A 14,432-nucleotide genomic window follows, 5' to 3' on the forward strand; every position below is an offset into this window, starting at 1 on the left:
GGCCCGAGGCCAGCCCGCTCACGCTGATGTCGTCACCCACGAGGAAGCCGTTGCGCGTGGCCGCGCCCTGGGTCTGCGTGCTGCCGTTGTAGGTCGAATTGCTGGCGGTGCCGCTGACCGATGCGCTGGCGCGGTTGACCACGCTGGCCGTGTTGTCGACCAGGCTCACGGTGTAGTTGTTGCCGCTGTTGCCGTCATTGACGGTGTAGCCGGTGACGCTGACGGTCTTGCCCGAGCCCGCGTTCTTGTTGAGATAGGCCTGGAGCAGGCCGCTGACGCTGTCGCTGCCTTGCAGGCCGCTGACGGTGGGCGTGGCGCCCGCCGTGGTGTTGCCGTCATAGGTCTTGGTGTTGGCCGTGGCGGTCAGCGTCAATGGCGCAGGTGTGATGGCACCGATCGACCCGCTCACGGATGTGGGCAACTGGTAGTTGGCCAGCACGGTACCGCCGGTTGGCGAGTAGTCGCTGTTGCTCAGGGACACCGTCACCGTCTTGCCTGTGCCCACATTGGCGTTGTCATAGGTGCCGGTGGTCTTGGTGACGGTGGCACCGTCAGCGCCTACCCAGCCGCTCAACAGGAAGTTGCCCGACACCAGAGAGGCGGTGGTGCTGGCGTTGTAGACCTTGCTGGTGCTGCCTGTCAGGCTGCCGGTGATGACGGTGAGGGATGCCGGCGAGATGGTGAGTGTGCCGTTGGCAAAGGTCAGCGCGTAATTGGCTGCACTCAGGCCTGTTGGGGTGATGGCGTACCAACCTGCATTGGTGGCGCCCTGGCTGGTGCCGCCATAGCCCAAGGCGCCCGTCAGCACGCTGCTGGTGTCGCCATTGACGAAGCCGCTGTAGCTGACGCCGTGGCCGCCACTATAGGCGTTGCCGTCATAGACCTTGCTGTCGTTGTTGGCGGTGACCGTCAAGGGGGCGGGCGTGACGCTCAAGGCGCTGCTGTTGCCCGCGGCTTGTGCAAAGCTGTAGTTGCCATGGTTGGCGCTCAGGCCGCTGCCCGTCAGGCCGTAGCTGCCCACGCCGCTGCCGGTGTTGGCGCTGGTCGAGAACGCCAGTGAGCCGGTGGTGGCGCTCGCCAGCGTCTCGCCGTTGACGAAGCCCGTCACCGATCCACCGAAGCTGGGGTTGGCTGCGCCATAGGTGCGGCTGGCGCTGTTGGCCACGATCGTCAAGGTGGCGGGGTTGATCGTGAGGGTGCCGCCGCTGTAGCTCAACGTGTAGTTGCCAGCGCTCAGGCCTTGCGGCGTGAAGGTGTAGCTGCCTGCGTTGACCGCGCCCTGGCTGTTGCCGCTGTAGGACAAGGTGCCAGTCAGCAGGCTGCTGGTGTCGCCATTGACGAAGCCGCTGTAGCCAACGCCATTGCCACCTGTCCAGGCCTGGCCATCGTAGGTCTTGCTGGCGTTGTTGGCCGTCACCGTCAAGGGGGCGGGGGTGATCGTCAGGGCGGCACTGTTGCCCGCGGCTTGCACGAAGGTGTAGTTGCCGTTGTTGGCGCTCAGGCCGCTGCCATTGATGGCATAGGTGCCCACATTGCTGGACGAGGTGGCAGCGCTGCTGAAAGCCAGCGTGCCTGTGGTGACGTTGGCCAGCGTCTCGCCATTGACCAGACCACTGACCGAGCCGCTGAAGCCGGGGTTGCTGCTGCCATATTGGCGGCTGGCGGTATTGGCCGTCAGTGTCAAGGTGGCCGGGTTCACCGTCAGCACACCGTTGGCGTAGCCGATGGTGTAGTTGCTGGATGTCAGCCCGGCCGGTGTGATGGTGTAGCTGCCCGCGTTCACCGCGCCTTGGCTGTCACCCGAGTACGAGAGCGTGCCACCCAGAACCGATGTGGTCTCGCTGTTGACAAAGCCGCTGTAGCTGACGCCATTGCCGCCGCTGTAGGTGCTGCCGTTGTAGGTCTTGCTGGCGTTGCTGGCGGTGACCGTCAACGGGGCAGGGGTGATGTTGGCCGTCGTCGAGATCGAGCCACCACCAGAGACCAGGTAGTTGCCTGCATCGGCGCCACTCAAGGACACGCCCGAGACATTGACCGTGATGTTGTTGCCCACGTTGGCGCTGGCAAAGCCGCCGGTGGCGTTGATCGTGACGGCATCACCCGTGACGATGCCGCTGCCGGTCACGCTCGCCGCCGTGGTGCCGTCATAGACCTTGTTGCCAGCCGAAAAGCTGTTGATGGTCTTTTGGGTGATGGTGTAGGTGCCCTGGCTGTAATAGGCCACGGCGTAGTCGGTGCCACCGCTGGTGTAGGTGTTGGGGTTGCCCGCAGCGCCCGTCAGCGTGGTGTAGGCCCCCACGTTCTTGCTGGGTGTCGTGAAGTTCACCGACCCCAGGTCGCCCATCACGAAGCCGTTGGGCCCGCCAAGCGATGTCAGAGGCAGGCCCGTGGCGTTCGTGGTGCCGTCATAAACCCGGGAGGCATCCCCGCTGAAAATGTAGAGCGGGGTCATGGCCATGTTGACCACGTTGTAGCCGGCCGAGGTGTAGCTCTGGTTGCCGCCAGGGATCACCATGGTGCCGCAATTGGGGTAGCCGGGGTTGCAGGGCGGGCTCTGCGTGAAGGTGGTGGCCTTGTTGTTGCCGTTGATGCGGAAAAGCATGTGTGCCACGCTGGGCGCCCAGAACTGTACGCGGGCCTGGCTACCGTTGTTGACGAGGCCCAGCGCACCCAGTGCGTTGGTCGTGTTCTGCGCATCCACAACGATGGCGCCTGTGGTGCTGGATGTCTTGAAGGTGGTCACGGTGCCGGAGTTGGCCTCCACACCAAACCCGAAGACCTTGTCGGCACCCGAGCCCGCGCTGATGCCGCTCATGTACAGCATGCCGCCGCCGGTGTCGACCGTTGCGCCCGACAGCACGTAGATGCCGCCCTTGGTGGCCGAGTAGGAGCCACTGTTGGTTGCGGCACTGCGCCCGTTGATGGTGATGTTGCCGCCCGCTGACTGGATGGACACATTGGTGCCGATCTGCACAGCGGGCGTGCTGGCCGTGGCATTGAGCGCGTAGCCAATGCCGTAGCTTTGCGCGGTGGTCTGGTTGCCTCCGGCGCCACCAATCAGGATGCGGCCGCCGTTGGAGCCCAGGTTGGCCGCCACGTTGACGCCACCCAGGCTGCTGCTGGCATTGTTGGCCGCGCTCAGCGTGATGCCCAGTTGCCCGGTGGTCGAGGTGATGGCGCTGTTGACGTAGATGCTGCGGTCTGCCTGCAGCGTCAGCGTGGCATTGCCGCCAGCGGTCTTGGTGATGGCGCTGGCCACCGTGATGTCACCGCTGCCGGAGCCGGTGCTGCCATACGAGGTGTTGTTGGCCTGCGTGGTGACGGTGACGCTGGTGCCGCTGTTGAGGGCCGTGGCAATGTTGGTGGCCGCCGTGGCATTGATCGTGTAGTCATACGGGTCGATCAACCAGGTACCACCCTGGCCGAGGCGCGAGCCCGCATCAACAGACAGGCCCACGGCCGTGTCCACGTGGGCCGCAGAGGTCTCGATGTGGCCACCGTCTCCGCCGTTTGGTGCACTGGCATCCAGTTGCCCGCCCACATTGAGCTGCCCATGGTCCATGTCGCCCAGCAGGTCGATTTCGCCACGTGCACCGGTGCTCAGCGTGCGTGCCCGGATCACCCCGGTCTGGTTGATGACCGAGCGGCTCAAGGCATCGGCCGCCTGGGCAGTCAGGATCACATGCCCGCCGTCGGCGCGGATGGCGCCACCGTTTTCAATCAGCGAATCAAGCGCACCACGCTTGATCTGCACAGGCACGGCGCCGCCCAGGTCCAGCGTCACCTCGCTGGCAGACACCAAGGCCACCGTGCCGCCGTCGCCTTGCAACTCACCACGGTTGACCACCTTGGCGGCCACCAGCGCCAGGCCAGCACCGTTGCGGGTGAGGATCTGGCCTTCATTGATCACGGATGCAGTGCTGTCACCGCTGAGGCGATAACGGCCCGCCATGAAGTCCGCATCGCTCATCGACAGCGTGGAGGCCAGCAGGCCGCCGGTTTCTACACGCGCGGTCGAGCTGAACAGCACGCCATTGGGGTTGAGCAGGAACACCTGGCCGTTGGAGCGCAAGGCGCCCTGGATGGTCGAGACCTCGCCACCCAGCACGCGGTTGAGCGCCACCGCACTGGCCGATGGCTGGTTGAACTGCACCGTGTTGCCCACACCGATGTTGAAGCTTTGCCAATTGGTGACCAGCTTCTGGGTGGCCTGGTTGATCGTCAGGGTGTTGGCGGTCAGGCTGATGCTGCCGCTGCCCTGGACGATCTGCGCACCTGTTGGCAAACCGCTGCTTCCCCCAGCCAGGGCCGACATGCTGGCCAGCGTCAGGATGGCGGCGGCCACGCGCGTCGCAGTGCCTGCGCGCCCACGTTTGCCGCGGCCAGAAGTCCCCTCGGGTACAGGCACCCAGGTCAACAAATGATCGGACCAGACCAGGCGAAAGACGTGGTTCAGCGAGGCGCCATGCATGTGAGGACTCCAAAGTGCAATCGATGCACAAGGATCGCCACTCAGCACCCCAGCATTTCACCTTGCGGCAAACACCCGCCGAACTCCTTGCCGATTCGACCGAGGCGATCGTGTTGTTCGGAGCCCGGTCTTTGACAGGGCAACCCGCTCGCGCACGATTCGTTACACGGTGTTATCGGAAGAGATAAATAACTCTTTAGATGGTGTGACAGCGTATTTATGGATATATATGGCCATATGATGCCAATTTATTCGCTTGACTGGGCAGGTTTGCCCACTCAATCTTTGTCTTTGGACCGAAGTGGCCTGCGCTCCTGGTCGCGGTCATCTTCCCGGCCGCGGTTCTTCTCCCGTCCTGGCCCTTGGTCATGGCCTAGACCTTGGCCTTGACCGTGCAATCGTTCGGGCTGCTCACGCCGCGTGGCATCCGGGTACGGCGCTTGTCTGGGGCGATCGGGTTCGGGCGCTCTTTGCAGCTCGGGCGGCCGCTGCTGGTACTGGCGCACAACCGGGTCACGCGGCTCATAGCGGTAATGCTCCTCGCGGAGTGATCGTTGCTGCGGCACCTGCTGGGGGTAGCGCTCGCCGGAATAGGGGCGTTGGTAGTTAGGCAGTGGTGCCGGTGGCGGCGCAGTGCGGCGGTTCCATTGGTCCCACCCTGGCCGGCCTCGCGCCCAGTCATGCCCCCAGTGCTCGCCCCAGCGTGGCGGTGCATCGTCTCGCCAGTCACGGAAGTAAGGGGGCTGCACCCGGTAGTAGCGAACCGGCACACGCAGCACGAACACCGGCACGTAATAGGGGTCAACATAGTCCCATGGCCCGTTGTACCAGGCGCTGGCGTACCAGTTGTCGTCCTGGAAGACCCAGTACATGCCGTCGTAGAAAAAGAAGTTCGCGTCAACCTGCGGCGCGTAATACACCGGGTAGCCCGGCACGCGCACCAGATCCGGGTAGAACGGCAGGTTGATGCCAATGCTCAAACCCGGCATGCTCATGCCGATGCCCACGCTCACTTGTGCCGGCGTCGACGCCACAGCGCCGCACACCAAGCAAAAGCCAATGATCAGCTGGCGCATGCGGCCTCCTTCATGGTGACCATGGGGCTGGCTTGAAGGCTAGGCGCGCCGGCCCTGGATCAGGTTGACCAGGAAGACCACGACGGCGATCACCAGCAGGATGTGGATCAGGCCACCCATGGTGTAGGAGGTAACCAGCCCCAACAACCAGAGTACGAGCAGGATAACGGCGAGGGTCATGAGCATGGTGGCTCTCCTTTTGCCTGGCAGTGAGCCAAGCGTGAATCAACTCTTCTTGAACCACGAGCTGGCCTTGCGCTCCCACTCCGCCAGTTGCTTTTCGGCTTCTTCCTTGGCGATACCGTAACGCTCCTGCAGCTTGCCAGTGAGCTCGTCACGCCGCCCGGCAATGACCTTCATGTCGTCATCGGTCAGCCTGCCCCATTGCGCCATGGCCTTGCCGGTGGCCTGTTGCCAATTGCCTTTGATTTGATCCCAGTTCATGTTGAACTCCTTCGTGGTGTGGGGGCAAACGTGCGCGGATGGCTCGTTCTTGCCCGCCTTCATGACAGGGAGACTAAGTGGCGCGCGTCGCGGCTTCTGTGCGGTAGCTCACACAGTGGCACGATGTATCCGATGCGTCAATTCCCCCCTGTCCCGCAGGCTGCAAGCGGTGCGATGGGTTTCAAAGGGCGGCCCGCATTCAATTTGTGGCTCATAAATTAGCCATTCGTGCCGATAAGTGAGTGCCATGTCAAATCGCCCAAAGTTTCGGGCCGAAGGACTCGCGCCATTTTGGAGCTGTAAACATGAAAAACTTCACGGTCAAGAAGCAGCTATTGCTTGCGTTTGGCCTGCTTGCCGTCATTGTGTTGCTCGTGAGCGCCCTTGCTTTACGCGATCTCAGCGTGGCAAACGAGCGCTTCAAGGATCATGTCAACGGCGCGGCAGAGCGCGAGAGCCTGGCCACCGATGTGCGCACTTTTGCCAACCGACGTGCCATCGGCGTGCGTGACATGGTGCTGGTCAAGACGGATGCCGATCGTGAGTCAGCAAAAGCCATGGCCGTTCAGGCCAATGGCGATCTGCAGGCCAGCCTCAAGGCCTTGAAGGGTGCCGTTGCCAGCACAGCCGACGTGAGCGATCGGGATCGTGCACTGGTTGCCGCGATCGACAAAGTCGAATCGCAATACGGCCCAGTCGCTGTGGCCATTGTTCAACTGGCCGCATCGGGGATGCAGGATCAGGCCATCGAAAAAATGAATGCTGAGTGCAGACCCTTGCTGGCCTCATTGCTGGCGGCGGCCAATGACTATGTCAGCTACAGCAAGGAGCAGGCCAAAGTCAGCGTTGAAGAGGCTTCCACCACGTACACCACGCAACGCGCCTTGTTGCTTGCACTCAGTGCATTTTCGTTGGTGACCGCCGTTGCGCTGGGGTGGCTGATCACGCGGCGTCTGCTGGCCTCACTCGGTGCAGAGCCAGTGGACCTCAGCGAGGCCGCACAGCGCGTGGCCCGAGGTGATCTCAGCCCGGTGCAGGGCGTAGATGCGGCCCCGGTGGGCAGTGTGCTGGCATCAATGGGTGCCATGCAGGCGCAATTGGTCGGACTGATCGGGCAAGTGCGCACGTCTGCCGACAGCATCGCCACGGCCAGCGCCCAGATCGCACAAGGCAACAGCGATCTGTCCAGCCGCACCGAAGAGCAGGCATCGGCCCTGGAAGAAACCGCGGCCTCCATGGAACAGCTCAGCTCGACCGTCAGGCAGAACGCCGACAACGCCCGTCAGGCCAATGAACTGGCCCAAGGTGCCAGCACCGTCGCCGTCAGAGGCGGCGCGGTGGTGGGGCAGGTTGTCGAGACGATGAAGGGTATCAACGACAGCTCCAAGAAGATCGCCGACATCATCACCGTCATTGATGGCATTGCCTTCCAGACCAACATCCTGGCGTTGAATGCCGCCGTGGAAGCCGCACGTGCGGGTGAGCAAGGGCGAGGCTTTGCGGTTGTGGCGTCAGAGGTGCGCAACCTGGCAAGCCGCTCGGCAGAGGCTGCAAAGGAGATCAAGAGCCTGATCAATGCCAGCGTGGAGCGTGTTGAACAGGGCTCTGCGCTGGTGGACCAGGCCGGCGTCACCATGTCGGAAGTCGTTGGTGCGATCCAGCGCGTGACAGACATCATGGGTGAGATCAGCACGGCCAGCGTCGAGCAAAGCAGCGGGGTTGCGCAAGTGGGTGAAGCCGTGAGTCAAATGGACCAGGCCACGCAGCAGAATGCGGCGCTGGTCGAAGAAAGTGCCGCCGCAGCGGAGAGCATGAAGCTGCAGGCACAACAGCTGGTGCAGGCGGTGGCCTTGTTCAAGCTCCACCATGCCGACCTCGGCCATGCCACGGCCAGGACACCAACCTCGCACGCCAGGCACAATCCAGGCGCCACAAGGAGCGTGAGCCCCTCGGGCCTCAAAGCCAGGGCAACCCAGTTTGCCGCAGCCAGCAACGCGCCCCAAGTGGCCGCACCACCCAGGACGGGCACTGACAACTGGGAGTCGTTCTGAGCGCGGTTGACCAAGCCATGTGACACGCAGCAGGGCCATGTGGTCATCGAGTCGGGCAGGCTGTACATTGCCAAGGTGCGGTCAGCACGGAGGACGCAGATGCTGCAGATGCCACTTGGACAGGCGGCTCAGCTCAAGTGCTTGCTGTTTGTGGCCTTGCTTTGCCTGGCCGGCTGCAGCAGCCTGCCCACCATCGTCCCCGATCTGGCCCGCGCGCCGCGCCAGCCGGTGCAATTGCAAGGGGTGCATGGCCCCCTGACACCCGCCCAAAGCAAGGCCATCCTTGAGGGGCTGGGGCGCCATGGCCAGGAGACGGGCATCTTTGATCGCCATCTGGCGCGCGAGGAGGCCATCGTCGGCAGCCCGCTCACCACCGGCAACCGCGTGCTGCTGCTTCAGAACGGCCCGGCCACTTACGGCGCCATGCTGGAGGCCATCACCGCGGCACGCGACCACATCAACATGGAAACCTACATCCTCGAAGATGACGAAGTCGGCCAACGCTTTGCACAAGCCCTGATCGACAAACAGCAGCAGGGCGTTCAGGTCAACCTGATCCGCGACAGCGTCGGTACTCGGGGCACCCCGGCGTCGTTCTTCCAGAAGCTGGCTGATGCCGGCGTGCGCGTGCTCGAGTTCAACCCCATCAACCCCTTTGTGGCGCGCAAGGAGTGGGAGCTGAACCAGCGTGATCACCGCAAGCTCCTGATCGTGGATGGGCGCAAGGCCTTCCTGGGCGGCATCAACATCAGCAGCGTGTATGCCAGCGGCTCTGCCAAACAAGGGCGGCGCGTGCAAGATGCCGACGGCCCCACCTGGCGCGACACCGATCTGCAACTGGAGGGGCCAGTGGTGGCCGAGTTGCAAAAGCTCTTCCTGGCCACTTGGGCGGCACAAAAGGGCGACCCACTGGCCACCAGGCGTTACTTCCCGCCCACCCAAGCCGTGGGGCAAGAGGTGGTGCGCGCCATTGGCAGCTCACCAGACGAGGCCTACAGCCTGATCTACGCCACGCTGCTGTCGGCCATTGGCAGCGCCCAGACCAGCGTGCTGTTGACCAATGCTTACTTCGTGCCTGACCCGCAACTGCTCGCTACGCTGGAAGCCGCCGCCGCCCGTGGTGTGGACGTGAGGCTGATCCTGCCCAGCCAGACGGACTCATGGCTGGTGTTCCACGCCGGCCGCGGCTACTACGAGCAACTGCTGCGTGCGGGCGTGAAGCTCTACGAGCGCCGCGGCGTCATCTTGCACTCCAAGACGGTGCTGGTGGACGGCGTGTGGGCCACGGTGGGCTCCACCAACCTGGACTGGCGCAGCTTTCTGCACAACCACGAGCTGAACGCCGTGGTGCTGGGTGCGGATTTCGGCAAGCAGGTGCAGGCCATGTTCGAGAAGGACCTGGCCGAGTCTGATGAGATCACGCTGGCTCAGTGGCAGAAGCGGCCGATCAAGAACCGCCTCAAGGAGTACCTGGCCAGGATGTGGGCTTACTGGCTGTGAAGGGGCAACAAGTCACGCAGGGGGCAGGGGCCACCGCTGCTTGCGCTCGGCGGTGTAGTGCCACCAGGGGTGCGGTGCCTCGCCATCCATGAAGCGGGTGATGGAGATGAACACGTCCAGCACACACGGGTCATGCCGGGTGTTCGTTGCCGTGCAAAGGCGCTCGTACAGCTCATATGGGCACAGGCCGATCAGCTGTGCGGGCTGCGTGATCCCCAGGCGCACCAGATCGGCCGCCATGGCGGGGCCGATGTTGGGCAGGTCGGTCAGGCGGGTGACTTGCTCGCGGATGACTTTGCTGGGGTGCATGGCGGGCGCCTTTCAAATGCCGTTGCCTTGCATCGCAGTGGCCTTTGCCATGAGGACGTAAGGCCCCTCTGGCCCAACGTCTTCCCGAATGGCAACCCACCCCTGGGTCTTGTAGAACTGTATGGCGTTCACATTGGCTTGAAGGCACTTGAGCGTTGGCGTTTTGGTGAAGTACCTGGCGCAACTGGCCAGCAGCGCCTGGCCCACGCCCTGGCGCAGGGCAGAGGGGTGAACAAAGAGGTTGTGTACGAAGCTGTCTGGCTCCCAGATGGAGGCAAACCCAAGCACCTTCGAGCCCCTGACGGCCACCAGGACGCGCTCACCCTCGGTGTGCAGGTCAAAGTCAGATGCCTGGTGCGAACCGGCAGAGGCCCAGGTGAAGGTGGCGTTGCGAGACGCGACGTACAGATCGCGCAGGGCCTGCCTGTCGGCTTCTTCAAACTCGCGTACGAGGCTGTGCATGGTGATCAGCTGCCCGAAGTAGCCAAGCCTGGGCCGGCCACTTGCTCGTAGTGCAGGACCGTTGGGGAAGGATCGTAGAAGTGATGCAGCAACTTGCGCCACGCTTGATAGCCCGCGGATTGGCGAAACCCGATCTCATGGTGTTCGACGGACGCCCAGCGAACCAGCAGCATGTAGTGGTCAGCCTTCTCAACGCACTTCTGAAGCTCGTGGCCGAGATAGCCGGGCATGGACGAGATGATGGCCTGGGCGACGCGGAACGCTGCTTCAAACTCGGCGCCTTGGCCTGGTCGGACTTGCAGTTGGGCGATTTCGAGGATCATGGGTGTTGATTTAGACGGGGCCCTATGCCAGCGTTAACGGGCGGCGCTGCGAAGCGGCGAATGGGATGCATATTCATCAGTAGGTCATCGTGCCCACCAAAGGCGGGCAAGCTTCGCGTCCGTGTTGAACCGCCAGTTGGGCCGATTACCGCGAGATTAGTCTGCTTTGCAGCTTCTTCTGGAAAGCAATAGTGCAGCCAAGCCAAGAAGCATTAATGGATATGTCCCAGGCTCCGGGACGGATGGAGTTATCAGCACAGCGCGACTTGAAAATGTTCGTGAGTTGAATGCGTTGCCGACAATGATGCCTTGGTCATTGATGTCTGTCGCACCTTGTATTTCCCAGCCATCATTTTTCAGCGATGTGTCGAGAAACGAGTTGAGGTCAAGGGCTATTGCCTTGTCCCACAAAACTGCATGATTGCCGCCGCCAGCTACTTGGCTACCACCAACTATTACACCATTGCTATTAATCGCGCTGGCCCAACTGGTGTTAGCTGGAGATTCAAGTGCGCCAAGATCGATTGCAACGTCACCATTCCATAGCGTGGCATGCATCGCGCGATTGCCGGCAACACTGGCCCACCCAATAATTTGTCCAGCATTGTTTATTCCATACGCATAGCTTTCTTGGCCCCCGAGCGTGCCTAGGTCAGTCACTGTTCCATTGCTCCACAAAGTGGCATGACCGACGCCCGCAGATGTGTACGAATACCCAACAACCTGACTCCCATCGTTGATTGCTCTCGCTTCACTGCGATCTCCACCTGGAAGGGTCCCTAAGTCAGTAGAAGTGCCGTTGCTCCATATAACGGCATGATATGCGGCGAAATTGTTTGTGTATGCTCCGCCAACGATTTGGCCAGAGCTATTTATCGCTAGTCCTTCACTGGTGTTGCCCCCAATAGTACCTAAGTCAGTTCGTGTATTCTGGCTCCAAATGGATGCGTGAGATTGCTGATTAATATTTGCGTCGGATGTGCCTGAAATTAGACCCGTATCGTTAATAGCAGAAGCTCTACTGCTGCCTAGATCATATGTTGCAGCGCCATCCCAGAGGATGGCATGTTGCGCCCCACTGGCTGTCAGCAACCAGCCAACGGCCTGTCCTTGATTGTTAATGCCGGCGCCAACACTTTTGCTTCCACCTAGGTCATCAAGGAACGTGATGCTATACCCAGTAGCTCCAAAGGACGTTGCGCAAAAAAATAATGAAGCCAAAGAAGTTAAAACTGGCTTAATTTTAGTGAAGTACATTTAGATCCCTGTTAAATTTGGCTGATAGGTAAGTTTTATTCTATGTCTAAGGCTTATTCTGTCGCGATCCTACTTTGGAGGGGCTGAAGTTGACTTTGGCCCGTGTGCTTTTGGATGCATGTGCCCCCCCCTGAGCTTTTGCGCCTCCTTATCGTCGCGCAGCCCAACTGAGAGCGGACGCGCTAGCTAACTTGATAGCTATTGAGACACGCATGTCCCATAACTGATCTTGTTTGGACAGGTTGCGCTGCTTCTTGACGTCATCTTGTACGTGCATCTCACCAACCTCCCCAGTTGTTCATTGATGCTTGCTCAACAAACTATAACCGTACCGTCCAGAACAAGAAACGCCTGTTTGCAGGTGCCGAAATAGCGTCACCAGCAGACCCCAGCCCCAGCGGCCTGAAAGGGCCTCTGTGTCGCTGAGGAGCGGAGGGCTCACCTGGTTCGGCCCGCAGGGCCGATGGGTAAGCTGTTTGAGCCGCCGAAGGACGGCGAGTTTGCGCACCCAAAGGTGAGCCTGAGCACCGCAAGGGAGTCGGTGCCGCAGGCGCCGACCGGCACAGTGAACCGCTCAGGCCGCTGGGGCTGGGGTTTGCCTGCTCGGTCTCCGCATGTATGACGAACCACAGCCTAGGCAAAACCAAGTGTTCACAATGTCAACATTGTGTGCTTAAATCCACCCCATATACAGCCACCACCGATGGGGAGCCCCACATGAGCCACGCCAAAGCCGACAAAGCCAACTGCCCGCGCATCGGCACCCGCTACCGCGACTGGCGCCTCAACGGCCCTTATGACGCGCTCATCATCGGCTCCGGCATGGGCGGCCTCACCACCGCCGCCTTCCTGTCTGAACTGGGCTGGAAGGTGGCCGTGCTCGAGCAGCACTACACCGCCGGCGGCTACACCCACAGCTACGAGCGCGAAGGCTATGAATGGGATGTTGGCCTGCACTACGTGGGTGACATGGGCGCGCCCACCATGCCGCGCAAGCTGATGGACTTCCTCACCGGCGGGCGCCTGCAATGGGCCGCCATGGCCCAGGCTTATGACCGCTTCTTCATCGGCGACAAGGTGTTTGACGCCCTGGCCGGCAAGCAGGCTTACCGCGATGAGTTGGTGCGCCGCTTCCCGCAAGAGGCCAAGGCCATCGACACCTACCTGGCCCGCCTGGCCGAGGTCAAGAAGTACGTGCCGCTGTTCACCATGGCCCGCCTGCTCAAGCCCTGGCAACGCAAGCTGGCCCAGCCCCTGCTCAACATGCTGCTGCCCCGCAGCTTCAGCATGACCACGGGCGCCGTGCTGGCCGAACTCACGCGCGACCCCGATCTGCTCGCCGTGCTCACGGGCCAGTGGGGGGACTATGGCATGTCACCCAATCAGTCGTCCTTCATCATCCATGCGCTGGTGGCCAGCCACTACATGCATGGCGGCTACTACCCCGTGGGTGGCAGCTGGCGCATTGCCGAAGCCATCCTGCCCAAGATCCGCGCGGCCGGTGGCGAGGTGTTCACCTATGCCCGCGTCAAGCAGATCGTGGCCGAGCAGGGCCAGGTCAAAGGCGTGTTGATGGAAGACGGCACCCGCATCGATTGCGCCTGCGTGGTCTCCAGTGCCGGTGTCTTCAACACCTTCGAGCACCTGCTGCCCCCGGCCGAGGTCAAGCGCGCCGGTTATGACAAGCTGCTGCCCAAGGTCAAGCCCAGCGCGGCCCACCTGGGTGTCTACATCGGGCTCAAGCAGACAGCCGAAGAGCTGGGCCTGCCCAAGACCAACTTCTGGGTCTACCCCGGCAACGATTTTGACGGCATCACCCAGCGCTTCACGGATGACCCGGATGCACCGTTCCCTGTGGTCTACATCTCCTTCCCCTCGGTCAAGGACCCGGACTTTGCGCGGCGCTACCCGGGCAAGGCCACCATCGAGATCGTGGCCCCGACCAACTACGCCTGGTTCGAGAAGTGGGAAGACACCATCTGGGGCAAGCGCGGGCAGGACTACGAAGCCGTGAAGGCCCAGTGGGGCGAGCGCCTGATGGCGGTGCTGTACGACAAGCTGCCACAACTGCGCGGCAAGGTGGATTACTTCGAGGTGTCCACGCCCTTGTCGACCAACTGGTTTGGCGGCTACCAGCGCGGCGAGCTGTATGGCCTGGACCATGACCCGCAGCGCTTCCAGCAAGAGTGGCTGAGCCCGCGCACGCGCATCGAGGGCTTGTGGCTGACGGGGCAGGATGTGCTGTCTTGCGGGATTGTGGGCGCCATGATGGGCGGGGTGCTGACGGCCACCGCCGTGGCGGGCCTGCGCCAGATAGGGCCGGTGCTCAAGGGCATCATGCAGGCCAAGGCGCTTGCCCCTGGCGAGGTGGCGGCGGACCACATTGGCGCGCATTGACCACTTTTCAAGGGTTTTGTTGCGCCTGAGGGCCTGCAAATCGTGCTTTTGCGTGCAATTTCTCCGCATTCATATCCAGCTCGCCTACTAAGATCAGGGTGACGTAATGGGTTCGAGCGGCCCGCTGCCTGGGCGGCTGCTT

11 protein-coding genes are annotated in these 14,432 nt (G+C 62.1%); 3 read left to right on the plus strand and 8 right to left on the minus strand.

Annotated elements, in window-relative coordinates; all coding sequences use genetic code 11:
* The 4 genes from HY019_RS06450 to HY019_RS06465 all read right to left on the minus strand — a co-directional run.
* Positions 1–4,471, minus strand: a 4,471-nt coding sequence (locus HY019_RS06450; RefSeq protein WP_290689368.1) for an MBG domain-containing protein, incomplete at its 3' end; no start/stop codon positions are given.
* Between the two features lie 278 nt (positions 4,472–4,749).
* Positions 4,750–5,547 carry a hypothetical protein gene (locus HY019_RS06455; RefSeq protein WP_290689370.1) on the minus strand — a complete coding sequence of 266 codons (798 nt, stop codon included), beginning with the start codon at positions 5,545–5,547 and terminating at the stop codon, positions 4,750–4,752.
* A gap of 39 nt (positions 5,548–5,586) precedes the next feature.
* The gene (locus tag HY019_RS06460) at positions 5,587–5,733 is read right to left on the minus strand and encodes a lmo0937 family membrane protein (RefSeq protein ID WP_290689372.1); all 147 of its coding nucleotides are present in this window, start codon (positions 5,731–5,733) and stop codon (positions 5,587–5,589) included.
* Positions 5,734–5,772: 39 nt separating this feature from the next.
* Positions 5,773–5,991, minus strand: a complete 219-nt coding sequence (locus HY019_RS06465) for a CsbD family protein (RefSeq protein WP_290689374.1) — start codon at positions 5,989–5,991, stop codon at positions 5,773–5,775.
* Positions 5,992–6,296: 305 nt separating this feature from the next.
* On the opposite strand from HY019_RS06465, the gene HY019_RS06470 reads away from it, so the two are divergent.
* Positions 6,297–8,042 (plus strand): methyl-accepting chemotaxis protein, encoded by a 1,746-nt coding sequence (locus HY019_RS06470; RefSeq protein ID WP_290689376.1) that lies wholly within the window; start codon positions 6,297–6,299, stop codon positions 8,040–8,042.
* Positions 8,043–8,141: 99 nt separating this feature from the next.
* Positions 8,142–9,542, plus strand: coding sequence for a cardiolipin synthase (gene cls / locus HY019_RS06475; protein ID WP_363302418.1), 1,401 nt, complete (start codon positions 8,142–8,144; stop codon positions 9,540–9,542).
* Positions 9,543–9,554: 12 nt separating this feature from the next.
* Here the strand turns inward: cls and HY019_RS06480 are convergent, their stop codons facing one another.
* From HY019_RS06480 to HY019_RS06495, 4 genes are all read right to left on the minus strand, one after another.
* Positions 9,555–9,851, minus strand: a complete 297-nt coding sequence (locus HY019_RS06480; RefSeq protein ID WP_290689377.1) for a helix-hairpin-helix domain-containing protein — start codon at positions 9,849–9,851, stop codon at positions 9,555–9,557.
* A 12-nt stretch (positions 9,852–9,863) separates the two neighbouring features.
* A complete protein-coding gene (locus HY019_RS06485; RefSeq protein WP_290689379.1) occupies positions 9,864–10,313 on the minus strand; it encodes a GNAT family N-acetyltransferase in 450 nt (149 codons plus the stop codon).
* Between the two features lie 5 nt (positions 10,314–10,318).
* A complete protein-coding gene (locus tag HY019_RS06490; protein WP_290689381.1) occupies positions 10,319–10,636 on the minus strand; it encodes an antibiotic biosynthesis monooxygenase in 318 nt (105 codons plus the stop codon).
* A gap of 156 nt (positions 10,637–10,792) precedes the next feature.
* Positions 10,793–11,893, minus strand: coding sequence for a PEP-CTERM sorting domain-containing protein (locus tag HY019_RS06495; RefSeq protein ID WP_290689382.1), 1,101 nt, complete (start codon positions 11,891–11,893; stop codon positions 10,793–10,795).
* A 717-nt stretch (positions 11,894–12,610) separates the two neighbouring features.
* Between HY019_RS06495 and HY019_RS06500 the strand changes: the two genes are divergently transcribed.
* Positions 12,611–14,290, plus strand: a complete 1,680-nt coding sequence (locus HY019_RS06500; RefSeq protein WP_290689384.1) for an NAD(P)/FAD-dependent oxidoreductase — start codon at positions 12,611–12,613, stop codon at positions 14,288–14,290.
* The last annotated feature ends 142 nt before the right edge of the window (positions 14,291–14,432 follow it).

Origin of the sequence: Aquabacterium sp., from assembly GCF_016195855.1 — a bacterium.
In the GTDB taxonomy this organism is placed as follows: Bacteria; Pseudomonadota; Gammaproteobacteria; order Burkholderiales; family Burkholderiaceae_C; genus Aquabacterium.

Coding starts and splice junctions, on each gene's coding strand:
- HY019_RS06455 (WP_290689370.1), bottom strand. CDS start 5,547: ATGCGCCAGCTGATCATTGGCTTTTGCTTGGTGTGCGGCGCTGTGGCG.
- HY019_RS06460 (WP_290689372.1), bottom strand. CDS start 5,733: ATGCTCATGACCCTCGCCGTTATCCTGCTCGTACTCTGGTTGTTGGGG.
- HY019_RS06465 (WP_290689374.1), bottom strand. CDS start 5,991: ATGAACTGGGATCAAATCAAAGGCAATTGGCAACAGGCCACCGGCAAG.
- HY019_RS06470 (WP_290689376.1), top strand. CDS start 6,297: ATGAAAAACTTCACGGTCAAGAAGCAGCTATTGCTTGCGTTTGGCCTG.
- cls (WP_363302418.1), top strand. CDS start 8,142: ATGCTGCAGATGCCACTTGGACAGGCGGCTCAGCTCAAGTGCTTGCTG.
- HY019_RS06480 (WP_290689377.1), bottom strand. CDS start 9,851: ATGCACCCCAGCAAAGTCATCCGCGAGCAAGTCACCCGCCTGACCGAC.
- HY019_RS06485 (WP_290689379.1), bottom strand. CDS start 10,313: ATGCACAGCCTCGTACGCGAGTTTGAAGAAGCCGACAGGCAGGCCCTG.
- HY019_RS06490 (WP_290689381.1), bottom strand. CDS start 10,636: ATGATCCTCGAAATCGCCCAACTGCAAGTCCGACCAGGCCAAGGCGCC.
- HY019_RS06495 (WP_290689382.1), bottom strand. CDS start 11,893: ATGTACTTCACTAAAATTAAGCCAGTTTTAACTTCTTTGGCTTCATTA.
- HY019_RS06500 (WP_290689384.1), top strand. CDS start 12,611: ATGAGCCACGCCAAAGCCGACAAAGCCAACTGCCCGCGCATCGGCACC.